Source organism: Actinacidiphila alni (genome assembly GCF_900112845.1).
GTDB classification, from domain to species: Bacteria; Actinomycetota; Actinomycetes; order Streptomycetales; family Streptomycetaceae; genus Actinacidiphila; species Actinacidiphila alni.
Genome location: NZ_FONG01000017.1, coordinates 119,007 through 144,638, shown reverse-complemented (window position 1 = coordinate 144,638; position 25,632 = coordinate 119,007). Strand labels below are relative to the sequence as shown.

At 68.6% G+C, this 25,632-nt stretch carries 17 protein-coding genes and 1 tRNA gene; 8 read left to right on the top strand and 10 right to left on the bottom strand.

All coding sequences use genetic code 11. From position 1 onward, the window contains the following. Nucleotides 1-193 precede the first annotated feature (193 nt). From BM076_RS36205 to BM076_RS25545, 3 genes are all read right to left on the bottom strand, one after another. Nucleotides 194-442, bottom strand: coding sequence for a hypothetical protein (locus tag BM076_RS36205; RefSeq protein ID WP_143120639.1), 249 nt, complete (start codon nucleotides 440-442; stop codon nucleotides 194-196). Nucleotides 443-579: 137 nt separating this feature from the next. Further along, on the bottom strand, nucleotides 580-3,081 hold the full coding sequence (locus BM076_RS25550) for an AAA family ATPase (protein ID WP_093716036.1): 2,502 nt from the start codon (nucleotides 3,079-3,081) through the stop codon (nucleotides 580-582). A 2-nt stretch (nucleotides 3,082-3,083) separates the two neighbouring features. Continuing rightward, the gene (locus BM076_RS25545; RefSeq protein ID WP_245796343.1) at nucleotides 3,084-3,500 is read right to left on the bottom strand and encodes a hypothetical protein; all 417 of its coding nucleotides are present in this window, start codon (nucleotides 3,498-3,500) and stop codon (nucleotides 3,084-3,086) included. Nucleotides 3,501-3,852: 352 nt separating this feature from the next. Here BM076_RS25545 and BM076_RS25540 point away from each other — a divergent pair, with 352 nt between their 5' ends. From BM076_RS25540 to BM076_RS25530, 4 genes are all read left to right on the top strand, one after another. Beyond that, nucleotides 3,853-5,982, top strand: coding sequence for an N-6 DNA methylase (locus BM076_RS25540; RefSeq protein WP_093716035.1), 2,130 nt, complete (start codon nucleotides 3,853-3,855; stop codon nucleotides 5,980-5,982). A gap of 166 nt (nucleotides 5,983-6,148) precedes the next feature. After that, on the top strand, nucleotides 6,149-8,215 hold the full coding sequence (locus BM076_RS25535) for a type I restriction-modification system subunit M (protein WP_093716034.1): 2,067 nt from the start codon (nucleotides 6,149-6,151) through the stop codon (nucleotides 8,213-8,215). Then, nucleotides 8,212-9,369, top strand: coding sequence for a restriction endonuclease subunit S (locus tag BM076_RS36200; RefSeq protein WP_177246602.1), 1,158 nt, complete (start codon nucleotides 8,212-8,214; stop codon nucleotides 9,367-9,369). The genes BM076_RS25535 and BM076_RS36200 overlap by 4 nt, the downstream gene beginning before the upstream one ends. Nucleotides 9,370-9,382: 13 nt before the next feature. Next, a complete protein-coding gene (locus BM076_RS25530; RefSeq protein ID WP_093716033.1) occupies nucleotides 9,383-12,583 on the top strand; it encodes a type I restriction endonuclease subunit R in 3,201 nt (1,066 codons plus the stop codon). Between the two features lie 26 nt (nucleotides 12,584-12,609). Here the strand turns inward: BM076_RS25530 and BM076_RS25525 are convergent, their stop codons facing one another. Next, nucleotides 12,610-13,464 carry a hypothetical protein gene (locus BM076_RS25525; protein ID WP_245796341.1) on the bottom strand — a complete coding sequence of 285 codons (855 nt, stop codon included), beginning with the start codon at nucleotides 13,462-13,464 and terminating at the stop codon, nucleotides 12,610-12,612. 237 nt (nucleotides 13,465-13,701) lie between these two features. Here BM076_RS25525 and BM076_RS25520 point away from each other — a divergent pair, with 237 nt between their 5' ends. After that, nucleotides 13,702-15,315 carry a serine/threonine-protein kinase gene (locus BM076_RS25520; RefSeq protein WP_245796339.1) on the top strand — a complete coding sequence of 538 codons (1,614 nt, stop codon included), beginning with the start codon at nucleotides 13,702-13,704 and terminating at the stop codon, nucleotides 15,313-15,315. Nucleotides 15,316-15,618: 303 nt separating this feature from the next. Next, complete coding sequence (locus tag BM076_RS25515) at nucleotides 15,619-17,310, top strand: DUF6119 family protein (protein WP_093716031.1); 1,692 nt, start codon at nucleotides 15,619-15,621, stop codon at nucleotides 17,308-17,310. A 714-nt stretch (nucleotides 17,311-18,024) separates the two neighbouring features. On the opposite strand, the gene BM076_RS25510 is transcribed toward BM076_RS25515, so the two are convergent. From BM076_RS25510 to BM076_RS25490, 5 genes are all read right to left on the bottom strand, one after another. Then, entirely contained in the window at nucleotides 18,025-18,996 is a 972-nt protein-coding gene (locus tag BM076_RS25510; protein WP_245796337.1) for an EcsC family protein, read from the bottom strand. Between the two features lie 83 nt (nucleotides 18,997-19,079). Continuing rightward, complete coding sequence (locus BM076_RS25505; protein WP_143120637.1) at nucleotides 19,080-19,790, bottom strand: hypothetical protein; 711 nt, start codon at nucleotides 19,788-19,790, stop codon at nucleotides 19,080-19,082. A gap of 205 nt (nucleotides 19,791-19,995) precedes the next feature. Next, nucleotides 19,996-20,069: transfer RNA gene (locus BM076_RS25500), tRNA-Pro, on the bottom strand. Nucleotides 20,070-20,081: 12 nt separating this feature from the next. After that, entirely contained in the window at nucleotides 20,082-20,777 is a 696-nt protein-coding gene (locus tag BM076_RS25495) for a Pr6Pr family membrane protein (RefSeq protein ID WP_093716028.1), read from the bottom strand. Nucleotides 20,778-20,812: 35 nt separating this feature from the next. Continuing rightward, on the bottom strand, nucleotides 20,813-21,742 hold the full coding sequence (locus BM076_RS25490; protein ID WP_093716027.1) for a metallophosphoesterase: 930 nt from the start codon (nucleotides 21,740-21,742) through the stop codon (nucleotides 20,813-20,815). A gap of 165 nt (nucleotides 21,743-21,907) precedes the next feature. Between BM076_RS25490 and BM076_RS25485 the strand changes: the two genes are divergently transcribed. Then, nucleotides 21,908-22,366, top strand: coding sequence for a GatB/YqeY domain-containing protein (locus tag BM076_RS25485; RefSeq protein ID WP_093716026.1), 459 nt, complete (start codon nucleotides 21,908-21,910; stop codon nucleotides 22,364-22,366). A 120-nt stretch (nucleotides 22,367-22,486) separates the two neighbouring features. On the opposite strand, the gene BM076_RS25480 is transcribed toward BM076_RS25485, so the two are convergent. Then, entirely contained in the window at nucleotides 22,487-24,859 is a 2,373-nt protein-coding gene (locus tag BM076_RS25480; RefSeq protein WP_093716025.1) for a transglycosylase domain-containing protein, read from the bottom strand. 407 nt (nucleotides 24,860-25,266) lie between these two features. Here BM076_RS25480 and BM076_RS25475 point away from each other — a divergent pair, with 407 nt between their 5' ends. Further along, nucleotides 25,267-25,599, top strand: coding sequence for a WhiB family transcriptional regulator (locus BM076_RS25475; RefSeq protein WP_093716024.1), 333 nt, complete (start codon nucleotides 25,267-25,269; stop codon nucleotides 25,597-25,599). Nucleotides 25,600-25,632: the final 33 nt, after the last annotated feature.

Genomic DNA, 25,632 nt, shown 5'->3' with positions numbered 1-25,632 from the left:
CGGCAGTGCCATGGAGAACGGTGACGTTGCGACCGCCGCGGCCTCCCGCATGTTGATGCCCCGGCGCGCGTTCCTCACAGGGAGCTGACGGTCCCGGCAAAGCGCTGAGTGGCAGACGACCTTGTGCGCGTCGCCTGCGTGCGGCGTGCGCCGCTCGCCGACGGCCACGGGGTTCGTGGCCGTTCAACAGCGTTCAGGGCGTCGGCAGCTCCCGCAGAACCGCCGCCACGTCATCCCGCCATCCGCGCAGCTCCGCCCGCGTCGGAGGCAGCACCGAGCGGTGGTAGTGGCAGGCCAGGCTGAGGCAGTGCCACGTGGTGGCGTACCGGCCGGCGGAAGCCGTGCCGACGTGCTGCGCGAGCCAGGCGATGCGGGTCCGGGCGGCGCACCGAAGGAGGACGGGGTGCCGGGCGCCGAGGATGGAGTCCAGCCGGTCCTCCAACGCTCGCCGAAGGAGGAAGGCGGCGGCGCGGTTATGGGGCGCGCTGACGTCTCCCGGGCCGCCCGGGATTGCCGCCGCCGCCCCATCCACCGCGATACCGAGAAGTGCATCCACCCTGGACAGCCGATCGGCGGAATTCACAGGGACCTCACGTTCTCGGCCACGCGCCGTGTGCGGTCCACCTGCGCCATGGGCCGGCGCACGTCGACGGCCGTATGGGAGCCGCGATTGCACCAGCTCACCAGATCGGAAGCCTCTCGCCCGAGCCGCTGGGTGAGTTCGGCGTACACCGCGCCGGTAGAGCGGCGCTCACCGAACAGGGCGAGTGCAGCGAGCTGCACGAGCTTCCCGGAACCGTCGACGTCCTCCTCGATCTTCAGCGCCTCCCGCAGTGTCGTACCCGGGCCGAAGGCCCGCCGCATGACCACCTCGTGGAAAGCGGCCTCCAGCGCGACACGGCACAGTCCGGGCAGAACCTCCGCCAGGACATCGGGCTCGGACGAGAGGTCCCTGACCGCTTGCCGTGCGTCGCCGAGGGCCGCCTCGACCGGATCGCCGGCGGGGTGAACCTCCACGTCAGAGCGGTCGTGACGCGTCACGCCGAGTACCGTGGCCGGGATCCGGTGGTAGCGGAGGACGTCCGCGAGGCGGGTGTCGTGCGAGAACACGACGACCTGCCTGGTCGCGGCGACAGCGGCCAGCACCTTGGCCAGCCCCTCCACCTTGCGCGGGTCCATCGACTGGACCGGGTCGTCGATGACGACGAAGCCGAACGGACTGTCCGCCGCGGTCGCCCGGGGCAGGAACAAGGCCAGCGCCAGCGAGAAGAGTTCACCCTGGCTGACCACGCTCAGCGCGGGCGCCTCCACGTCGTCCACGGTGACGTCGAGCTCCAGACTCCGGCCGTTGTAGCGCTCCGACCCCTTCAGCTCGATGCTGCCCAGCGAAACGCTGCTTTCCTGGCACAGGAGCCGCCAGATCATCCCGGCGGTCTCCGCGACATTGCGCATGCGGCTGCCCCGCAGGTCCGCTTGCACATCCTTCAGCCACTCCAGCGCTGCCTTGACCCGGACGATGAGTTCCTTCGCCGCGGCAGCCGCGTCGTAGTCCCGCAGCCACTCCGCGAGCTGCGGCACGACGCGCAGCCAGCGTTCGTCCTGCGCGGCCAGCTCCTGTTCGGCCTGGGCGCGCACCTGACGGCAGGCTTCCGCCAGCTCCTGGGCCGCCTTCTCCGCAGAGGCGGCGAGTACGTCCGCGCCCGAGATCTCCCGACAGGCCGTCCATGTCTCCCACATCGGACGCATCGCGTCGGGCAGATATACCGGCGGGCCCCCGATCAGCGCGAGCAAACCACCCCGCGCGGACCGCAGCCGGCTCGCTGCCACTTCGGCGGCCGCGGCCTCCTCGCGCAGAATCTCGATCTGTTCGGCGGCCCGAGCGGCCCACGCCTCGTCGAGCCGTGCCTCGCCGCACACCGGACATGAGGCGTCAGTACGGTGCCGCTGGTGGTGCAGGAGCGCGCGGTCGAGCAGATCGGCACGGGCACGGGCGTCACCGGCGTCGGAAAGATGGGCATCGTCAGCGGCGGTCGCAGCGATACGCAGCCGCTCCGCCGCGGCGGTGACAGCGACCGGGTCGGGGCCGTCCAGGTCCGCCAGGCGTCGCAGCCGGGCCAGTTCGGCCGAATCCGCGGCCCGCGTGCCCGCCAGGACCTCCCGTACCCTCTCCGGATCGACGGGCGCGGCCAGCGCGGCGGCGGCCGCGCGCGCCCGGTCGTCGTCCGTGGCGGCGAGGACGGTCCGGAGTTCCTCCAGTGCTGCCTTGGCGCGCTTGCCGGGCTGGGCAAGCGTCTTCTCCCGCTCGGCCAGGTGCTGCCGGGCGGCGGAGAGCGGTCCGAGACCGAGGATCGTGGCGAGGGCGTCGTACATGCGGACCGGCTTGGCGGTCATCATCTGACCGAGTTCGCTGTACGACAGGATCGGGCGGAACGTGTGCAGCGCTTCGTCCCAACCGAGGGCGGAAACGGACGCCGGTTCTGCGCTGAGGCCCGCGACGCGGCTCTGCGAGTCCGTGAACGTCTCTCCCGCCCACGTACGCGTGACGGTGAGCGGGGCCGTCCGGCCGGGCACGAGGATCTCCAGATCGATCCGCGGCTCCCGAGGGTGATGCAGATTGCGCCAGCCGCGCTGCTGGACCGGGTGCGCCGGCTTGCCGTCGTCGCCGAGCCACCGGCGGTTGGCACCAGTGAGGGCCACCTCGATGCCCTCGGCGAAGCTGGACTTTCCGCTGCCGTTGCGTCCGGTGACGACGGTCAGGCCGGGGCCGGGCGGGACATCGAGCGTGCGGGCCGGTCCGATGCCCCGGAAGCCCTGCACGGTGACGGACTTCAACACGGCTCCCTTTGCGGGGGATCCGCCGTGGCCGTCGGTGCCCGTCGCCACGACGGCCAGTGCGTCCGAGACCAGTGTCCGGACCGCGTCGCCCAGTCCGGAGGAGGCCAACCGTCGGTTCACCTCGGCGAGGAGGCCCTCGTCCGGTCGGATCTCGTCCGCATCGGCCTTTGCCGTACCGGCCTCGTCCGTACGGGCGATCTCGGGGGCGGCGGCGTCGGTGCGCGCGCTCTGCGCAGGGGAGGCCATGGTCAGCCCACCTTCTTCCAGGTCGTGCAGCGTTCGGTCTTGAAGACCTCGCCCTTGCGGAGGGTCACGCGGCCCGTGCCGCTGACGGTGTCGTTGGCGATGATTGAGGCGAAGCTGCCACTGGAGTCCTTGTCACGTTCCCAATAGCAGGGAATCCCGTCCTGCGGCCCCGCGGTCCTGTATGTGCCGGCGGCAATGTCGTCGCCGACCAGGTACTCGCCGTCTCCTGCGAAGGACGTGCGCGGGCCGGGCTTCGCCGTCGCCTTCGGCTTGACGGTCGCCGTGGACGTGGACGGCGCGGAGGTCGTCGCCTGCTTCCCGTCGCCCGGCGAGCCACCGCTGTTGCCGATCCCGACGCCGATGACGACCGCCACGAGGGCGACGGCGCCGTGGGTCAGTACGGGGTGCCGCTTCTTCACGGCGTTCGGGGCGTTCGGGGTGTTAGCGGCGGGTGCGGTCCGCGGTTCGGGGCCGGCTGGCGGGCCGGAGGGTGTCGGCCAGGTCGGACCCCGGCGGGGCGCTGTGGGCGGAGTCGGTTCCTCGGTCATGGTGCGGCCTCTTTCACGGGCGGCGATCGATGGCGGTGCTGTCCACGGGAGAGAGGCGAAGCAGACTCCGCGCAGAGCCAGGAGTTCGCTGCACTGAGCCGAGCTCTCACGTGGAAGCGTATCCAGATAAGCAGAGACATGAAAGCGCTGTCAATCATCTATCAGAGAATGAATAATGGTGTACTCTGTGATGACTGCTCGCCATCGATCCTCGGGAAGGCCTATGCCTAAGCCATCCGCACTGGTCACAGCCGCCGAGATCTCCCGGCTGGCCGGGGTGACGCGCGCCACCGTGAGCAACTGGCGCCGCAGGCACCCCGACTTCCCGGCTCCGAGCGGCGGTACGGACGCCAGCCCCCTCTACGACCTGGAGGCCGTCCGCGCCTGGCTGGAAGCACGCGGCCAGGGCGCCGCCGCGTCGTCGGCCGAAGAGTTGCGATCCGCGTTGCGCCTGGCTCCGGGCGGGAGCGCGACCCGTCTCGTCCCGTTCGTTCTTGCCGCCGGCCGTCTGGACAGGAAGAGGCTCGACGAACTCGCCGCACTGGCCGATGCAGACCTCGCCGACCACGCCGGTGCAGCCGTCGCCGCGCTGGGCGGCTCTGTTCCCGCCTCCGAAGGCATCGGTTACAAGGCCGACGAGGTAAGCCTTCTGCGTAGCCTCATTCGCTGCGTTCGCGACGAAGGCGGCCAGGACGCCCTCGATGTCCTGGCCGAACGAGAGCTGGAGGACAGCGCCGCGACCGGCACGTACAGCACCCCCGCACCGCTGGCCGATCTCATGGCACGACTCGCCGCACCGACGGCGAAGCCGTACCCGGAGCGAGTGCTCGACCCGTCCTGTGGCGGCGGTTCCCTGCTCGCCGCTGCCGCCCGCCTCGGCGCGACACACCTCTACGGCCAGGACGTTGTTCCGGTCCAGGCGCAGCGCAGTGCCGTGCGACTGCTGTTGACGGCGCCCGACGCCGAGGTGGTCGTGCGGAGCGCCGACAGCCTGCGGGACGACGCCTTCCCGGACCTGGTGGTGGACGCCGTGCTGTGCAACCCCCCGTATGCCGACCGTGACTGGGGCCACGACGCGCTTGCGTACGATCCCCGCTGGGCCTACGGCGTTCCGCCGCGCGCCGAGTCGGAACTCGCCTGGAACCAGCACGCCCTGTCCCACCTCGGCTCCGGCGGCCTCGCGGTGATGCTGCTGCCTCCCGCGACCGCGGCCCGCGCCTCGGGCCGACGCATCCGGGCCGAGTTGCTGCGCGGCGGCGCCCTGCGCGCGGTGATCGCGCTCCCTCCCGGTGCTTCGGTGCCGCTGCACATCGGGCTGCACGTGTGGATCCTGCAACGTCCCGGGCCCAGCGGTCCCGACCGTGGGCGAGTGCTGTTCATCGACACCGTCGACAGCGACCAGCGCGCACGTGGTGACCGCGCCGGTACCCAGGGCGGGCGGGCACCTCTGGACTGGGACGCGCTGACCTCGACCGTCCTACGGCACTGGCAGGCGTTCGACGCGGACTCCGAGGGATTCGCCGACGAACCCGGCACTGCCCGTGCGGTGCCGGTCATCGAACTGCTCGACGACCTCACCGACATCACTCCGGCCCGTCACGTACGGCTCACCCCGGCGGGCATCGACCCGTCCGACGTCGCACATCGGGCGGGCGACCTGCACGGGCAACTGACGGAAAGCCTGACGGCACTGGCCGACAGGGCCGCCACCGTGACCGGATGGCAGGCCGCGGGGCAGGATCCGCGCTCCTGGCGAACGGCCACCGTCGCCGACCTCGCCCGCGGCGGCGCGCTCACCGTGCACCGGGCCGCACGGGCCGGGCAGGACCGGGATACCCCGCCAGGGCACACCGGCCGGACCGTACTCACCGGCCGCGATGTCACCGCGGGCACCCGTGCGTCAGGGAGCAGCGACGACGTCACCCTCCTCCATGCGGTCGTCGTTGAGGAGGGCGACGTCCTCCTGCCGGCCCTCGGCGGCCGGACAGTCGCGGCCCGCGTCGCCGACGCACAGGACGCGGGTTCGCTCCTCGGCTCGCACCTCCACCTCTTCCGGCCCGACCCGGAACGCCTCGACCCCTGGTTCCTCGCCGGATTCCTGGCCGCGAAGGACAACGTCAGCAGCGCCACCGTCGGCAGCACCGCGGTCCAGGTCCAGGCCCAACGGCTACGGCTCCCCCTCCTGCCGCTCGTCGAGCAGCAGCGTTACGGGCAGGCGTTCCGGCGTCTGTACGAACTGGCCGGCGCTGCACGACGGGCCGCGGACCTCGCTGCCGAAGCCGCCGACCTCCTCACCACGGGCCTCACGAGCGGCGCTCTGCTACCGGCCGACATCCCGCCTGACACGGCCTGATCCCGCCACCGCGTGGCAGCGGCCGGGGCAGGTCTGCTCCCGACGCGCCGCGAATCCCACACGATTTCGCGGATGTCGCGCCGATGGCCGCCCGCGGCCCCCGACTTCGACCACACTGGCTCTTCCGCCCCTTTCGGGCGGAGAAGTGAAGGGAAACCCGAGCCCGTTGAACAGCAGCAAGCACACGGAGTTGGCGAACCATGCCTGGTCCGTCGCCGACCTCCTGCGCGGCGACTACAAGCAGTCGGACTACGGCAAGGTCATCCTGCCGTTCACGGTGCTCCGTCGGCTGGAGTGCGTCCTGGCGCCGACCAAGGACAAGGTTCTCGAAGTCGCTGCGCGGTACGAGCAGTCGCCCATGAACCCCGACAGCTTCCTCCGCAAGGCGTCCGGGCACAGCTTCTACAACACCAGCACGTACACCCTGAAGGCCATCGCGGGCGACCCTTCGCAGGTCGCGAAGAACCTCCTGGAGTACTGCGCCCGGTTCTCGCCCAACGCGTACGAGGTGCTGGACCGCTACGAGTTCGCGCAGCAGATCAAGAAGCTGGACGCGGCGAATCTGCTGTATCAGGTCGTCGGGCGGTTCGCCGACCTCGACCTGCGGCCGGTCCGTACCGACGCCGAGGGCACGCCCGTGCTCGGTGACGACGGGCGGCCGATCGAGGTCGTCTCCAACCACCAAATGGGCTACATCTTCGAGGAGTTGATCCGCCGCTTCTCCGAGCAGTCCAACGAGACGGCCGGTGAGCACTTCACTCCGCGCGAGGTCATCCGCCTGATGGTGAACCTGCTGGTCGCCCCTGACAGTGACGTGCTGGCCCTGCCGGGCACCGTCCGCACGGTGATGGACCCCGCCTGCGGCACCGGCGGCATGCTCAGCGCGGCCGAGGAGCAGATCAAGAGCTTCAACCCCGACGCGACGGTCGGTGTCTACGGCCAGGAGCTCAACCCCGAGTCATGGGCCATCTGCCGCTCCGACATGATGATCAAGGGGCAGAACCCGGAGAACATCAAGTTCGGCAACTCCTTCAGCGACGACGGGCACCCGGGCGCACATTTCGACTACCTCCTGGCCAACCCGCCGTTCGGCGTGGAGTGGAAGAAGGTCAAGGACGAGGTCGAGACCGAGCACGAACGTCTCGGCGAGAGCGGCCGTTTCGGGGCCGGCCTGCCGCGTATCAACGACGGCTCTCTCCTCTTCCTCCAGCACATGATCTCGAAGATGAAGCCGGTGGACGCGAGCGGCGCCGGCGGCAGCCGCATCGCGATCGTCTTCAACGGCTCGCCCTTGTTCACGGGCGCGGCCGAGTCGGGGGAGTCCCGCATCCGCCAGTGGATCCTGGAGAACGACTGGCTGGAGGGCATCGTCGCCCTCCCCGACCAGCTCTTCTACAACACCGGCATCTCCACGTACTTCTGGGTCCTCAGCAACCGCAAGTCCGTCGACCGGCGCGGCAAGGTCGTCCTGCTGGACGGGCGCGACTACTGGAAGAAGATGCGGAAGTCGCTCGGCGACAAGCGCAAGGAGCTGGGCGAGGACCACATCGCGGAGATCACCCGCCTCTACACGGAGGCGCTGGCCGTGGTGGACGCGGCCGAGCGGGGCGACGGCCACGACCTGATCGAGAAGGCCGGGAAGATCAAGGTCTTCAAGAACGAGGACTTCGGCTACCGCCGGATCACGGTCGAGCGCCCGCTGAAGCTCCGCTTCGAGGTGACGGACGAGACGCTGGCGGCGGTTGCGGCCTCGAAGCCGATCGCGAAGGCCACGGATGTGGACGCCTTCGTGGAGGCGCTGCGGCCGCTGGTCGGGAAGTCCTGGACGACGAAGTCCGACGCGTGGATCGACCTCAAGGACGCGGTGGTGGCGGCCGGCCGCCTGTGGCCGACGGGCGCGCCGTTCGGCAAGGCGCTCCGTGAGGCGGTCGGGGTCCGCGACCCGGAGGGCGAGGTCCAGAAGGTCAAGGGCGAGCCGGAGCCGGACCCGGAGCTGCGTGACTACGAGAACGTCCCGCTGGACGAGGGCGTGGACGAGTACTTGCTGCGGGAGGTGTTGCCTCACGTCCCAGACGCTTGGGTGGATCGGACTAAGGACAAGATCGGCTACGAGATCCCGTTCACGCGCCACTTCTACGTTTACAAGCCGCCGCGTCCCCTGGCGGAGATCGACGCGGAGTTGAAGTCCCTGGAGGCCGAGATCCAGGTGCTGTTGGGTGAGGTGACGAAGTGACGCCTACCGTTCCGCTGAAGCGCGTCACGCGTATGGCATATGGGGATTCGCTAGCTGCAGATATGAGGACCGAAGGAGAATTCCCGATCGTAGGTTCGGGCGGCATCTCCGGGAGTCACAATGCGCCAAATTTCAGGGCGCCTGGAATCGTGATCGGCCGCAAAGGGAGTTACGGCTCATTGCACTGGGTGCCGACCGGTGGTTTCGCGATTGATACCGCCTATTACATTGATGAGAGGCTGACCTCTGCTGACCTCCGCTGGCTCTACTACGCGTTGCACGCCGTCGACCTTCGCAGCCCCTCGCAAGACGTTGGCGTTCCCGGCTTGTCTCGCGAAGCAGCCTATGACGCATCGGTGCCCACTCCGCCTCCGCTGAAAGAGCAGCGCCGGATCGCTGACTTCCTCGATGCCGAGACCTCACGCATCGACCGTCTAGCGGAACTGGGGGAACGTCAAGTTTACCTGCTTCGTGAACGCTCGGAGGCAATAGTGGCGCAATTCTTTGGCCCCGGAGATGGTCGCCGCGAGTACCGCTTTCGGCACCTCATGGAGTCCAATCCATGCTACGGAGTGCTGGTTCCGAAGTTCGCAGATGTAGGCGTTCCTTTGATTCGCGTAAGCGACCTTGGGAAACTCGATCATGATCTTGTGAGACTCCCCAGGATCGAAGAAGGGCAGGCCCAGGAATATAGACGAACATGCATCTCCCCTGGGGATCTGTTGATCACGGTGGTAGGGGCAACAATCGGGCGGTGCGATGTGGCACCTGCCGAAACGGCTGGCTTCAACGTGAGCCGTGCGCTGGCTCGAGTCAAATTGGCGGCTGGGATTTCCCCTCAATTGATCGCCTCTTGGGTTCGTAGCCGAGGATTCCAAATTCAGGCAGAGCTTGCTACCAGCGGTGCGGCCGCTCAGCCGGCTCTGAACATGTCAGACATCACGCACTTCACGGTTTGGCTTCCTGAAACTCATTCCGGACGGCGGGACCTCGCATACCGTGTGAGCACTCACGAGGAGGAAAATCGAAGGCTTCTGACGGCAATTGGACGTAAGCAATCTCTTGTTGCTGAACGCCGTCAAGCCCTGATCACCGCCGCCGTCACCGGCCAGATCGACGTCAGCACCGCCAGCGGCAGAGGTATCGAGGACTGAGGAGGCACCCGCCATGAGCCCGATCCACCACGAGTCCGTCTTCGGCGACGCCATCGTCGCCTCCCTCCTGGCCTCCGGCTGGCAGCTCGGCCACAGCGCCGACTACAGCCGGGACCTCGGCCTGGACACGGGCCAGCTCTTCGCCTTTATCGGGGCCACCCAGATCCATGAGTGGAACGAGCTGCTTGCCTTCTACGGCGGCGACCCCAACGCCGCCCAGGCCGGATTCGCCAAGCAGGTGGACAAGGCGATCGCCGCCGACGGCGTGCTGGACGTACTTCGGCAAGGCGTGAAGGACCACGGGGTTCGGATCAGGCTCGCCTACTTCAAGCCCAGCCTCGTCGCCTCCGACGCGATCCTGGACGACTACCGGGCGAACCGGCTGACCGTCGTCCGGGAGCTGGAGTACGCCACCAAGCAGCAGGACAAGGGCAACCGCCTCGACCTCACCCTTTTCCTCAACGGAATCCCGCTGGTCACCGCCGAGTTGAAGAATCCGCTGACCAAGCAAGGGGCGGAGCAGGCGAAGAAGCAGTACCGCGAGGAGCGGGACGCCACCGAGCTGATCTTCACGCGCCGCGTGATCGCGAATTTCGCCGTGGACCCGGACCTGGTGTTCGTCGCCCCCGAGCTCAAGGGCAAGCCCACCCGGTTCCTGCCGTTCAACACCGGCTCGGAGGGTCCGGGAAAACCCGGCGGCCAGGGCAACCCAACGGCCACCGCCCCCGGCACGTACGCGACCTCGTACCTCTGGGAGCAGATCTGGCAGCCGGACACGTGGCTGGACCTGATCGAGCGGTTCGTGCACCTGAGCAAAGAGAAAGGCGCCGACGGCAAGACGCGGAAGCGGCTGATCTTCCCGCGCTACCACCAGTGGGACATCGTCACGAAGCTCGCCGCGCACGCGGCCCGTCATGGTGCGGGGCACAACTACCTCGGGATGGCCTCCGCAGGCTCCGGTAAGTCGAACACCATCGCCTGGCTGGCCCACCGCCTGTCCTCCCTTCACACGCCGACCGACCCGGCCGCCCTCGACCCCGACGCGCTGGCCGCCGGGCTCAAGCCGGGCGCACCCGTCTTCGACAAGGTCGTGATCATCACCGACCGCCGCAATCTGGATGCCCAACTCCGCGAGACGGTCGGCAGCTTCGAGAAGACCGCCGGCCTGGTCGTGAAGATCGACGAGAAGCACGGGGCGAAGTCGGACCAGTTGGCGAAGGCGTTGTCCCGCGAGACCGGGAAGATCATCACGGTCACGCTGCACACATTCCCCGCCCTCATCGACTACCTCAAGCGCAACCCCACCGAGCTCCAGGGCCACAACTTCGCAATCATCGTGGACGAGGCGCACTCCTCCCAGTCCGGCGACGCGGCCACCGCCGTCCGAGCGGCCCTGCGTGAATTCGGTCTGGACTCGGACTCCGACGAGGCCGGTGTCACCGAAGAGGCGGCGACGACCACCGACGCGAAGCTCGTCAAGAGAGCCATCCAGCGCAGCCAGGCCAAGAACCTGTCCTACTTCGCGTTCACGGCGACGCCCAAGGCCAAGACGCTCGAACTCTTCGGCACCCTGGACACCGTCGACGGCAAGGCGGCATACGTGCCGTTCCACACGTATTCGATGCGCCAGGCCATTGAAGAGGGCTTCATCCTCGATCCCCTGCGCAACTACGTCACGTACAGCACGTACTGGAAGCTGGTGAACCAGAATCCGGACGATGTCGACGTGGACCCGTCGAAGGCGAGCAGCCTGCTCGCGCGGTTCGCGTACACGCACGAATCCACGGTGGCCCAGCACGCCGAAGTGATCGTGGAACACTTCCGCGCGCACACCGCGGGCCGGCTCGGTGGGCGGGCCAAGGCCATGGTGGTGACGGCGTCCCGGCACAGCGCCGTGCAGATGGCCCGCGCGATCAAGCGGTATATCGATGACCGGGCCTACGCCAATCCCGGGGTCCTCGTCGCGTTCTCCGGCAGCCTGACGTACGACGGCGAGGAGACGACCGAGCCGAAGGAGAACGGCGGTCTGTCGGAGTCCGCGCTGCCGAAGGCGTTCGCGTACACGCGCAAGGACGACAAGGCGGTGCGGACGGGTGCGAAGGCGACGCAGCGCGAATACCGCATCCTGGTCGTCGCCGAGAAGTACCAGACCGGCTTTGACCAGCCGCTGCTCACCACGATGTACGTGAACAAGAAGCTCGCGGGCATCAACGCCGTCCAGACCCTCTCGCGCCTGAACCGCACCGCCGACCGCAAGTCGCAAGCGGACCTGGCGGTCCTGGACTTCGTCAATGACGCCGAGGACATAAAGGCGTCGTTCGTCCCGTACTACGAGGAGGCGAACACCCTCCCGTCCGATCCGAATCTCCTCTACGCCGCCCAGAGCCGGGTCATGCAGCCCGACATCCTCGTCAATGCGGAGATGCAGGACTTCGCCGAGGCGTATCTGGCGGCCGAGGAGAAGGCAGCGGGTTCGCCCGCCCGCTGGGAGAAGCTGCACGCCGAGCTGTACCGGCTCCTCGCCCCGGCCGTCTCACGCTTCACCGACCTGCTGGACCGGAAGGACGAGGCCAACGAACCGGACGAGGATGCGCAGGAAGCGGCCGAGGAGTTCCGCAGCAACCTCAACGACTACGTGCGCAAGTACGGCTTCCTCGCGCAGATCGTCCCGTACCGAGACGCTGATCTCGAACGGCTTTACCTCTACGGCCGCCACCTTCTCAACCGGCTGCCGCGACGCGGAGACGGCGGCGTGGACATCGGTGACGTGGACCTCAGCCACCTGCGGGTGCAGAAGACCGGTGAGTACGACCTCGCGCTGACCGCCGAGGGCGCGGCTGAGCTCCCCGGTTTCGGCGACGGTTCGGGCGGTGCGAAAGAGCAGGAGAAGTCGCCGCTGTCGGAGCTGATCGAGAAGTTCAACGAGAAGTTCGGCACCGACTTCACCGAGCAGGACGTCATCACACCCTTCACTGAGGCAGCGGCGGACCCGAAGGTCCGTGCCGCCGCCGTCAACGACGAGGAGAACTTCGGACTGGTCTTCGACGCGGTCTTCGAGGACAAGATGGCCGACCACATCGACACCATCGCCGACATGGGCCGCCAGTACTTCAGCCACGACGACAGCTTCAAGCAGACGCTCAACCGCAGCGCCCGCCGGGCCGCGTACCAGATGATCCGCCGTGAGGAGAACATCGACGGCGACGCCGCCTGACCCGCTCTGACCGCCGACGTCAGCGGTCAGAGCTCCGTGGGCCGGTCCTTGGCCCACCACAGGAACGCGGAGGCATGCTCGCGGTCGGCGAGGCCGTCGCCGACCAGGGCGTGCAGGACGTCGTTGCTCCAGAGGACGAGTCGGCCGCGGGTCCAGTTCACCGACTCGGGAGCCGGTAGCTCCAGCCCGTACACCTTCCGTGCGATCTCGCGTTTGCCGTCCGCCGCGGTCGTGTACTTGAGGATCGGCAGGAACCGGTCGGGCTGGACAACACAGAGGACCTTGGTGAGAAGGGCTTCCTTGAAGCCGGTCATGGCGAAGGGCTTGGCGCCGGACAGCAGGTGCTCCAGCCGGTCTTCGAGCGGGACGGACGCCGGGCCGTGCAGTAGGTACTCGATCGTCCTGCGGGTCGAGTCCGCTGCCGCGGCCTCACCCATCGTGTTCCATGCGGAGTTGAACATGGACTGGTTGCCGGGGTGCGCTCCGACATCGGAATTGGCAAAGTCCTTGAGGAGCTGCGGGTCGCACGTCCACAGCCCGTCAGCAGAGAAGATGTTCTGGTACTTCGCCCAGTAGGCCGCCACTGTTGGGTCGGGTCCCGGTCTGGTGGCAAGGAACTGCGCCTTGAGCCGGTTCGCCCGCTCCATCCTTCCCGGCTCGACATCCTCGGGCTTCGGAAAGCGGGCTCTGAGGTCGTCGAAGGAGTAGGACGGTCTCTTCCGCTCCGCGCGGGGCTCTCCGTGCTCCCACTCCTGGCCGCACCGGTGCCTCACCAGCCGACGCCCGTCGTCGAGGACGCGCACCAGCTCGATGTCCTCGTCCTCACTGCATATCGGGCACATCGCCAGCGCCATCGCCCACCCCAGGTGCCTGTTCGCCAACGCCCCACCGCGGGCCGGCGCTCTTCACCCGCCGGGCACGTCCTCACACTAGGCCACGGCTCCGACAACGGATCGACTTCACGGGCGCGGGAAACGCGACTTCGCACGCGATGGGCGTCCTGGTCGGCCATCATGGTCCGTGCTGCGCGAAGGCTCCGCGTCGGCGGGTTCGCCCGTCGCACCGGTACCGGTGGGCGGCGGTGGGAGAGCGGGACGAGGGGACGGCGGGCACACGGCGTGGCGCAGGCACCGAAGATCGGCGACCAGGGTCGCTACGAGCTGATCGAGGAGATCGACTCCGGTGGCATGGGGGTCGTCTGGCGCGGCTACGACACCGTCCTTGACCGCGAGATCGCGGTCAAGGTCATCCGTCCGGACGCGATCGGGTCTCCCTCGCACGCTCAGGAATTCGCGCTCCGCTTCCGGCGCGAGGCGCGCGTGACCGCCCGGATCGGGCACCACGGGGTGCCGCAAGTGTTCGACGCGCTGCTCGACGAGGCGTCGTACGACCGCTTGTACCTGGTGATGGAGTACGTGCACGGGACGTCCCTGCGCACCGTTCTCGCGGGCGCCGGCGCGGACGGCCTCGGGGCGTCGTTGCTCCCGGTGAGCTGGGCCGCGTCCATCGCCGCGCAGATTTGCACCGTCCTGTCATACGCCCACGCGATCCCGGTCGTGCATCGCGACCTGAAGCCGGACAACATCCTCATCGCAGCCGACGGTAGCGTCAAAGTGCTGGACTTCGGCATCGCCAAGATCCTGCGGTCGGACGTCACGCGGCTGACCGCCACGGGCAACCCGATCGGCACGACTCGCTACATGTCGCCCGAGCAGATCAACTGCGGGAAGATCACCCCGCTCAGCGACCTCTACGCCTTGGGCTGCGTGCTGCACGAACTCCTCTCCGGGCAGCCCGTCTTCACCGGGGACGGCGACTTCCAGCTCATGCGCCAGCACGTGGACATGCCGCCACAGCGGCTGCGCGACCTGCGTCCCGAAGTGCCGGAGGGCTTGGAGGCACTGACACTGGATCTGTTGGCCAAGGCGCCGGAGCAGCGTCCGGCCGACGCCTACGCCGTGTACGAGCGGCTGGTCCCGCACCTTCCGCTTCCGGGGGCGGGGAGCGGCCTTTCGACGCTCCCGGACACCGGCGGTGCGCCGTCCGGGGTGGCCGACCCGACCGTCGTCTACCGGCAGCCGAACGCGCCTCTGCGGCGTACGGCGGCCCCGTCCCCCGCCACAGAGCCGACGCCGGCGGCCCCGTCCCCCGCGCCCGCCGACACGGCCCTTCGGGACGCGATCCGCGAGGCGTACGCCCGCTCCGCGGACCTCGCCGACGACGGGCGGTTCACCCAGGCCGCCGACGTCCTCAAGGCGCTCATCGGGCCCGCGGCCACTGCACTCGGCGTGCAGAACCGGCGGGTGCTTGGCCTGCGGCGCCAGCGTGCGGCAGTTCTCATGGCGGGTGAGGACTACCGCCGGGCTCTCCCGGAGTTCGACGCGCTGGCCGCCATCTACGCCCGCACGGCGGGGCCTTCGAGTCACGAGACCCTGGAATGCCGCCGGTCCGCCGCCGGCTGCCGGGCGAACCTCGGTGAGACCGAGGCCGCCCTGCACGAGTTCCAGGACGTCCTGGAGCTCGTCTCCAGCGCGGAGGGAGATGCCTCTGCGACGGCCCTCGACCTGCGTCGCAACATCGGTGTCCTGCTGTACACCGAGGGCGACCGGGACACGGCCGAAGGCGTTCTCGATGCGCTCCACGAGGACATGTGCGTCGTCCTCGGGGAGGACGACGAGGAGACTCGCGAAATCGCCGACCTCCTCCTCCGGTTGCGACGGGCCGAGGGCTGATCTATCGCTCCGGCGCGGCACCGACGCATGGAGCGCCGCCCGCGCCCGGCGCCGTTCGTGCCTGACCGGGTGCGTACGCTGCTGGCGGTTGCTGCTCGTGTCAAAGGTGCCGGCCGACGGCCCGCGTGCGGTCGACCGCCGTGGCCTCCGGCGTGCAAGCCCTGTCGCAAACTGAGCCGCTCGGTAGACCCATGAACAGCCTCGCCTCCTCATGTGATGTTTGACAGTGCTTTCAGTCTGTGGTTCTCTGGTGATGCTTTCAATCTCATTAGTGGTCGGCTGATCTGCATTCAGGAGGAACCCATGGCCCCTGCCACCGCCAAGCGCACGCTGTACCGGCTCGCTGGTGTCGCACCCACACTCGACGCCATGTTCGACGCCCTCGACCACGCCCAACTGACCGCGCTGGACGCGCAGATCCACTTTCCCGACGACCGGCTCCGGGCACCCGCGCTGCTGATCACCGCGGCCATGACGAGCGAGGAAGCGTCCTGGTGCCGGGAAGTCGCGCGTACGACGGGCTGCCGGATCGTCGAGCCGGTCCGGCGGACCGCCGCCCTGCTGCTGATTGCGGTCGACGAGGACGTCTACGCCATCGGCTATGACCAGGGGTATCGGCTGCTGCCCGGTCGGGTGAAGGACCAGCGCTTCGGCCTCACGTTCGCCATTCGGCAGGTCGACCCGTTGCAGGTCCGGGACCTCGTCTCGCAGACGCTCGGCGAGGCCAGGACCGACATCGCGATCGTGCCCGGTGGAACGCCTGTGCTCAGCCTCGGCCTGCGCGAGCACGCCCAGATCGTCCGGCGGCTGGGCGGCTACCTCGACCGGCTGGAGCTCACGCGAGCTCGGAGCGGTCACAGCGCGGTATGCAGCGCGGATGGGGGATGCGGGCTCAGTCTCTCCCTGGGGATCGAGCCGGACGACCTCCTCGCGGACATCCGGGAGATCGCCCGCGTCTGCCGTGACACGGCTCCCCAGCCCGCACTGGAGTTCGTCGAGCACATCGTGCCGGTCAAGGACGAGACCGTGCTCACCCGCCTGGGGTCCACTCTCGACGACATCCTCGGCGCGCCCCCCGACGGCCGGCTCGCCGTGACCGTGCCCATGGACCAGTGGGACGACCACTCCCAGGCTCGTGCCTTCCACCTGAAGATCGCCAGCGACGAGGCCGGGCGCTTCGAGGAGTTCGACCTGGGCTATGTGCTCCACCGCGTCCGCCTGCAGGGACGCGGGCAGCGCTTGGAGGCGCTCAGGCGGGGCACGGTCACGCTCTACAGCCACGAACGCGCAGCGCCGCAGGACCAGCTCTGCGTCACGCCGGCGCTGCGGTGGCTGGAGGCCAGCATCTCGCTCGGCGCGCAGCGGTTCTGCCTGCTGGAGGGCGACTGGTACGAGATCGGCGCCGAATACCTGGCCACGGTCCGAGGGACGGTCGATCGGCTCTTCACACCTTTGCCTTCAGTGGATCTGCCCGCCTGGGCGGCCGGTGTCAGCGAGCGCTCGTACAACGAGCACGTCCCCGACCAGCGCCCCGGCTACGTCTGCATGGACCGCAAGAACGTGGCGAACCCGCTGCGACCCACCGACGGGTTCGAGGTGTGCGACCTGCTCACCCCCGACAACACGCTCGTCATGGTCAAGCACGCCCACGGCGGGTCCGGTCCGCTGAGCCACCTCTTCAGCCAGGGCCTCGTCGCCATACAGCTCTTGAAGACCTCAGCGGAGGTACGCCGCCGGTTCGCCAGCCGGGTCCTCCAGGAGAGCAACGGACGCCACACCCTGCCGGACGACTTCGTCCCGCAGCGCGTCGTATTCGCGATCCTGCTCAAGCAGGGCACGGCGTTGACCCCCGAGACGCTCTTTCCCTTCTCCCTGATCACGCTCGCACAGACGGCCAAGGCACTGGAGCCTTTGAACGTCGCTGTAGAGGTCGTCGGCATCCCTGAGGCTTCGCCCGCTTCGAATGCGACACAGAAGTTCCATGCCGCTGCGTAGCCGACGGTGAACCCCCCCGTTCAATAGCCGCACATGGCTCGCAGCGACGTACCGCCATTCGGGGCGCAACCTCTTCGGCAATTGGTTGAGCGAAACCCGAGGCCCTGAGAGGGGTGGGGTTGTGGTGGCAGGCGGATCGGCGGGAGCGGTGGCAGGCCGCACAGCACATAGTTCGGCGGTGGAAGCGGCGAGCGAAGGGGAGCGGCAAGTTGCCGCTCATCTGCTCACGCTGACCCGCAAGGGGGCTGGCGGCTGCTGGTCGACCGCCACTGGCCCGGTGCGGCGGGGCGACTGCGTGCATGGTGCTTATCGGCCCCGCCGGGATCTTCGTCGTCGACGGCAGGGATTGGGAAGCAGAACCGTTGGCCGGCCGTCGACGGCAAGCTCCATACGGCCGGTGGGTCTTGGGACGGCGACATCGAGCGGATCCTGCACGCGACGCGCACTGTTGAGGAGGCATCGGCGGAACTCGGGATGTCTCCGGTTACCGTGGTAGCGCCGGGTTGCGGGCGACTCCGTCCAGCGCGGACGCGTGGAACGCGACCATGATTCCCCCTAACCCCTGTGTCTTCGCCGGCTGGTCCACGACATGATCCCTCGCCCGTCAAGCGTCAGGCGGGCGGGCCGTCATGTTCTGCCGGACAGCATCTGAGTTGTGGGATGCGGCTCGCGGAGCACTTTGCGATCCTGAACAGCCGATGAGGGTCGCCGTACTTACGCGGTGCCGCTCTCGTGGTCGTCGTCCCGGTCGCCCGCGAGCGCGGTCGGCAGCGGCAGCCCGTATTTGTCACACAGGAATCGGGTCTGGCAATACCGCTGGGCGTCGGCCGCCACTCTGCCGAGAATCGCGGCATTCATACCGGCTCCGACGAGGACACCCACGACCGGTACGACCTTGGCGACGTTTTCGACTGACACCTTGGACCCTGCCGGGCCGAGCTGCTGCATCAGCTTCTCAAGTGCGGCCAGGAGATGGTGGTCCTGGCGGAGTTTGTCCGACCACCGTATGCGTCCTCTGACCGCCTCCGCCGCCCGAGCAGTGTCACGCAACGGCTCGACCTTGGCTGCCTGCGCCATGAAGGACCGGCGTACCAGGCGTTGGATGAAGACCTGCTCGTCGGGATCTTTGGCGTCGTAGCCGTAGGAGTACGCGATGCGCGCCGCGATCGATGTGCTCAGCACCTGGATGACGAGGATGTCCGCGGTCATCGCGACAGGGATACCGGCGACGGGAACCATGGCCAGCAAACCCATAGCACCACCTTCGAGTGCGCCGGCGGTCCGCCATGTGAGGGCATTGAAGGTCAGCAGCCTGTCACAGGACTTGAGATCCTTCTGCCGCAGCTCGGTGAAATCGTTGAGTTCCACGCCTCGCTTGCGGGCGAGCTTCTCGACGCTCTTCGGGTCGTTCAGCTCCATTGCCCAGTCGTTGACCAGATCGAGCAGCGCTGCCGCCGCTGCGAGTGCCGGTCGCGCCGCCTTGGTGGCGACTGCGTCACCTGCGCGACGGATCGGTTCCTTGACCGCCTTGGGCACAGCGCCCCTGACCCGGCTCACCGCGCTTCCTGCGGCCTCACCAGTGCGACCGAGTGCCGTATTCGCCCAGTTCGGAAGACCGCGACGGTTGTCGCGGCGCTCCCAGTGCTCGTTGAGCGCGGTCCACACCTGCCCCTCGTAGGCACTCATCGGAGGCGCACCGTCGACGAGTGGGTCGGCGTGAGGGCTCATTGGGGTTCTCCTTTTCGGCTGTGCTCGTCGGATCCGGGCACTTATGGCTGGGCTGGGAGACCCGGCGTGGGCTCTGGGCCGATGAAAACGGCGAGGTAGCGGAACTCGCCCCGGAGTCCGTCCTGCATGGAGTACGAGTGCCAATTGAGGGAGTACGAGCCGTTCAAGTGGCGCCTGTTCGGCTTGTAGTCGTCGCGGCCCCAGACGAGTTGGCCCGTGAGCGTGCGGCCCTCGTGGAGGCGGAAGTCGCGGTCTCGGGTGTTGTTCTGCTTCGGCGGGGTCCACAGGCCGGCCTCGTTGGTGATGAGGAGGGCCAGGCCGTTCTGGTTGGGCTTGCCGAAGCGCTCCAGGCGGGCGATGTCGGAGACGAAGCCGAGGCGGGCCAGGTCGGTGGCTGAGTGAGACTTCAGCGTGTACTGCTCCTGGTCAGGGTCGGCTGTACCCGTCCACTTCGCCGTGCGGTATTTGAACTCGATCGCCGTGCGAGCTGTGGCGCCGATGCACAGGAGATCGAGATACTCGGCGCCAGCGGCTTCCGGTGAGTTCTGGCGGACCTCCAGTCTGACCTCGACCGTGGGCGCCATCTTCCACAGCACGCGCGCGAAGCTGTGCTGGAGGTCCCGCTCGGAGTGGAAGACCGGCCGATCCTGCTGGAGCTGTGCCATGACCTCGGGCAGCGATACCTCGCCGGCGATGAGCGGCCCGGACATCGCCGTGGGCACCGACTGTTCTCCCGCTGATCTGTCCTGCATGGTGTGCTTCCCCCCCGGCCGACTATCCGTGGGGCGACGGTAGCGCCGTTGCCAGGGCCGCTTCAGGCGTTCCGCCGAGCCGGGCCGCTCCCGCCCGGGAGCCGCCTGACGAGTTCGGCTCCCCAATAGCTCCCAAGACGCCCCCGGAGACGACTCAGGGCCCTGATCCTCGGAAGGATCAGGGCCCTGACCTGCTGCTATACCGTCGGGGTGGCGGGATTTGAACCCACGGCCTCTTCGTCCCGAACGAAGCGCGCTACCAAGCTGCGCCACACCCCGGTGCAACGGGAATTACTTTAGCGGACTGCGGGCCGTGGGCGAAATCCGGTTTCGGGGGAGGTGGGGGCGGTGGTGGTCGAGGAGGATCAGGAGGAGGGCGAGGGCGGTGAAGGCGAGGGCGAGGAGGAGGGCGGTGAGGAGGGTGGCGGGGTAGCCGTGGGCGTCGACGTCGAGGAAGGGGTAGGGGTAGCGGGACGGGGGCGCGGGGGGCTGGAAGGGGCCGCGCAGGAGGGCGAAGGCGCAGTAGGCGAGGGGGAGCAGAAGCCACTGGCAGGCGTGGCGCCACCGGAAGCGGCCGGGAGTGGTGAACAGCAGCCAGTCCAGGGTGACTGTGAGGGGCGTCACGGTGTGCAGCAGCTGGTTGGAGACAGCGAGGGCGCCCGTGCGGGCGCCGAGGGCCTCGGACTCGGAGAAGTCGCTCGCGTCGTTGGCGAGCACCAGGTGGTAGACGAGGCCGGTGATCACGATGCAGAGCAGCACGGCGCCGTAGACGAGCGGCGGGACCGGGCGGCGGCGGGTCCAGGTGCGGTACGCGGCGGGGGCGAAGGTCAGGGCGATCGCCGCGTTGGTGAGGATCGTGAAGTACGTGAAGACGCGCGCCGGCGGGAAATGGGCGCACTCGATGCTGATGCCCGTCACCGCCGTCGCCGCGATCAGCAGCCGGTACGCCGATACGGCCGCCACGTACGGACGGGAGATTTCGGGCATGCCTCACCGTACGAGACGGCGTACGGCGAAACGGATCAGCGGGGCGTGAGCGTGAGGAGTGTCGCCTCGGGCGGGCAGGCGAAACGGACCGGGGTGTAGCGGTTGGCGCCGCAGCCGGCCGAGACGTGCAGGTAGGACGTGGAACCGGTGGCGGTGTGGGTGGACAGGCCCTTGACCCGGTCGGTGTCGAGGTCGCAGTTGGTGACCAGCGCGCCGTAGAAGGGGACGCAGAGCTGACCGCCGTGGGTGTGGCCGGCCAGGATCAGCGGGTAGCGGTCGGAGGTGAAGGCGTCCAGGACGCGCAGGTAGGGCGCGTGGACGATGGCCAGGTTGAAGTCGGTGTCCGGGTCGGGGCCGCCGGCGACCGCGGCGTAACGGTCGCGCTTGATGTGCGGGTCGTCCAGGCCGGTGAAGCCGAGGACCGGGCCGTGGTCGAGCTTGAGTCGGCCGCGGGAGTTGCTCAGGCCCACCCAGCCGGCCGCGTCGAAGGTGTCGCGCAGCTCGCCCCAAGGGTTGCGGATGACGCCGTGCGCCATCTTGTCCTTGCCGTTGAGGCCGTGCTGGCCGCGCGCCTTCTCCACCAGGTAGCGGCCGGGGTTGCGGAATTTGGGGCCGTAGTAGTCGTTGGAACCGAAGACGTACGCGCCGGGGAACTCCAGCAACGGGCCGAGCGCGTCCAGGACTTCGGGGACGGCGGTGGGGTCCGACAGATTGTCGCCGGTGTTGACGACGAGGTCGGGGCGCAGGCCGGCCAGCGACTGGAGCCAGCGGCGCTTCTTCTTCTGGCCCGACACCATGTGGATGTCGGAGACCTGGAGGACACGGATCGGCCGCATGCCGTCGGGCAGCACCGGGATGTCCACGCGCCGCAGGCGGAAGGACCGCGCTTCGAAGCCGGCCGCGTACGCCACACAGGCCGCGCCGGCCGCCGTCACACCCAGGGGAATTCCGTATCGCGCGCGCATGCGCCCATCGTGTCAGAGTCCGGGGCCGGCGCGCGCTCCAGGGCGTACGGACGGGGCGGACGGGGAGGCCGTCGGCGAGCACGTACGACCCGCGCAGTGGGCCCCTTTACGTGGGCTCCGCATATATACGGCGCGGCTGCTCCCCGGGAGTGCGAAAATCGGTGCATGACCACGACGCTCAAGCAGCGACTGCACGACGACCTCACCCAGGCGATCAAGGGGCGCGACGAGCTGCGTTCCGCCACGCTCCGGCTCACCCTGACGGCCATCACCAAGGAGGAGGTCGCCGGTACGACCGCGCGCACCCTCTCCGACGACGAGGTGCTGAAGGTGATCACGCGCGAGGCGAAGAAGCGGCGGGAGGCCGCCGAGGCCTTCGCGCAGGGCGGTCGGGCGGAGTCGGCGGAGCGCGAGCGGGCGGAGGGCGAGGTGCTCGCGGAATATCTGCCCAAGCAGCTCGGCGACGACGAGCTGGCCGCGATCGTGCGGGAGGCCATCGCCGAGTCCGGGGCGGACTCGCCGCGCGCCATGGGCGCCGTCATGAAGATCGTGAACCCGAAGGTGGCCGGGCTCGCCGAAGGCGGCCGGGTGGCCGCCGAGGTGAAGCGGCAGCTCGCGGGCTGATCCCGCGGCAGCAGGCGGCAGCGGTAGACGGCCGCAGCGGACGGCACGGCAGCAGTAAGGGGCGCCCTCCCTGGGAGGGCGCCCCTTACACGTACGTACGGGCGGGCGGGCGACGGACCGCTACGGCCCGTTGCCCCCGCTCGTCAGCCCGGGAAACGTCGGGAACGGATCGGGGCCCCCGTTGGCCCCACCACTGGTCCCCGTACCGCCGTTGCCGCCACCGGTCACGGCGCCGCCGGTCGTACCGGCATCCGTCACGCCGCCGTCGGTCACGCCGCCGTTCGTCACGCCGCCCGTGGTGCCCGCCGTGATCGCGCCGGTGGTCTGGCCCATCGTGGTGACCCCGCCGGGGCCGTGGCCGCGGCCCGGCTTCTTGTGCTTGTTGTCGTCGCCGGTGGGGCTGGCCGGGTTGTTCGGGTCCGGCGGCGGCGTCTTGCCCTTGTCCTGGATGTTGAGCGGCACGGTGATGAAGCTCTCCACCGGCTTGCCCTCCAGCGACGCGGAGACCGCGTCCTTCCAGATCGGCGCGGGGCCGTCGGCGCCGTACACCAGCGGGTAGTAGTGGCCGCCGATGGTGATGTTCTTCATCTTGTGCTCGTGCTTCGGGTCACCCATCCACACGGCCGCCGCCATGTTCGGCGTGTAGCCCGCGAACCAGGCCGCCCACCGGTCGTCGGTCGTACCGGTCTTACCCGCGGTGTCCCGGCCGTCGTCGAGGTTGGCCGCCTCACCCGTACCGTCGTCGACCACGCCCTTGAGCATGGTGTTGATGGTGTCCGCGGTGTTCTGCGACATGGCCTGCGAGCACAGCGACTTCGGCACCGTCAGCTTCTTGCCGGCCGTGGTGGTGACGGACTCGATGGCGATCGGCGTGCAGTAATTGCCGCGCGCGGCGAAGGCGGCGTACGCGGCGGCCACATTGAGCGGCGATACCTCGTTGGTGCCCAGCGTCAGCGACGCGATCTGGTTGAGCGGCTTGCCGTCGGCGCGGCCCAGGCCCAGCTTGGTCGCCATGTTGACGATCGGGCAGAGCCCGACCTGGCTCTCCAGTTGCAGGAAGTAGGTGTTGATCGACTTCTTCAGCGCTTCCGGCATCTGGTACGGGCCGACCTCGGACGGGTCCTCGTTGCCCGTCTCGTCGGTGCCGTGGATGGTGGAGTTGTCGCACGTCGTGACGTCGGGATACGTCATCTTGTTGGGCGAGGACTCCACCTGGTCCGGCTTGTAGCCCGCCTCCAGGGCCGCGGCTGCGGTGATCGGCTTGAACGTCGAACCGTTCTGGAAGCCCACACCGCCGCCCATGTTGGCATTGACCGAGAAGTTGATCTGCGTCTCGTTCTTGCCGAAGCCGTACGGCTTGCTCTGGCCCATCGCGATGATCTTGCCGGTGCCGGGCTCCACCAGGGAGACGGCGGCGGCGATCGAGTCGCTCTTGTAGACGTGCTTGCTGATGCCGTCCAGCACGCCCGCCTGGGCCTTCGGGTCGAGCGTGGTCCTGATCGTCAGACCGCCGGTGTTCCAGGTCTTGGCGCGCTCCTCCTTCGTCTTGCCGAAGGCGGCGTTGGTCAGGAAGGTGTTGCGCACGTAGTCGCAGAAGAAGCCCGCGCCGTTGACGGCGGTGATGCAGCCGTTCTTCGGCGAGCTGACCTTCAGGCCGAGCGGCGCCTTCTGCGCGGCGGCGGACTGCGCCGGGGTGATGTCCTTGAGCTGCGCCATGCGCGCGAGCACCGTATTGCGGCGCTTGAGCGCCTCCTGCTCGTCGTTGATCGGGTCGTAGCGGCTCGGCGACTGCACCAGGCCGGCCAGCAGCGCCGCCTCGTTGAGCGACAGGTCCTTGGCGTGCTTGCTGAAGTACCGCTGGGAGGCGGCCTCGATGCCGTACGCCTGCTCGCCGAAGAAGGTGATGTTGAGGTAGTTCTCCAGGATCTTCTTCTTGCCGAGTTCCTTCTCGACCTGGATCGCGTACTTCATTTCCTTGATCTTGCGGCCGACCGTCTGCTGGGTGGCGAGGGCGACCTTGTCGGGGTCGTCGCCCGCCTCCTCCACGAAGACGTTCTTCACGTACTGCTGCGTCAGCGTCGAGGCACCCTGGGTGCCGCCGTCCGACGCGTTGTTGCTGAGCGCGCGCAGGATGCCCTTGGGGTCGAGCGCGCCGTGCTTGTAGAAGCGCGAGTCCTCGATGGCCACGATGGCGCTGAGGATGTTCGGGCTCATCGCGGTGATCGGCACCACCGTACGGTCGCGCGAGTAGACCGTGGCGATCAGTCCGCCCTTGGAGTCCAGGATCTTGGACGCCTGGCTCAGCGGCGGGGTCTTCAGCTCGCCCGGCAGGTCGTCGAAGCCCGCCGCGGTGCCCTTGGCCGACAGGCCGAGCGCGCCGACGGCCGGCAGGGCGATGCCCGCGAGGACCACCCCTGAGAGCACGCTGACGCCGAGGAACTTGGCGGCCTGCTGGGCTGTGCTCAGCCCCCCGCCCGATCGCTTGTGTGCCATGAAGGCAGCCTACGTTGCGATTCCCCGGACGTGCGCCCAACTGTTCGCCTACTCTGTAACGGACAGGGCGCGATCGTCGGGCGCGTCTCTGTCTTCTCTCGTCACTCTTGTGAGTGATGAGAACTGCCCGAATTTCGGCATATGCCGAGGGGCTTGCCCCTTCTGACGGGTGGAGTGTCGTACTTCGCCCCATATGTCCGATGAATCCCCGATGTGCGGTCGACGGCACCCCGGCTCACTCCGTTGGGTGATCTCCCGCGCACGCATAGTCCGTTCGGGCCATGCAAGATTGGGCCGGAAAGGGCTGTTGCGCCGCGCCTACCTTCCGTAACGTCCTCAACTGGCAACGGTGAATATGCCGCTTGCCGCCGTGGGGGAGCCTCGATTCGGGAGAGGACGGCGCCAGCATGAGTAGCTGGGTAACCGACTGGAGCACGCAAGCGGCGTGCAGGACCACAGATCCGGACGAGCTGTTCGTCCAGGGCGCGGCCCAGAACCGGGCCAAGGCGGTGTGCACCGGCTGCCCGGTGCGGACCGAGTGCCTGGCGGACGCGCTCGACAATCGCGTGGAGTTCGGCGTATGGGGAGGGATGACCGAGCGTGAACGCCGCGCGCTGCTGCGCCGCCGCCCCATGGTGACCTCGTGGCGCAGACTGCTGGAGACGGCGCGCACCGAGTACGAGCGCAGCACCGGCCTGATCCCGCTCGACGACGAGGACGACTACGCGGCTGCCGGCTGACCGTTCGCCGCACCGCGCACCGGTACGCAGCAG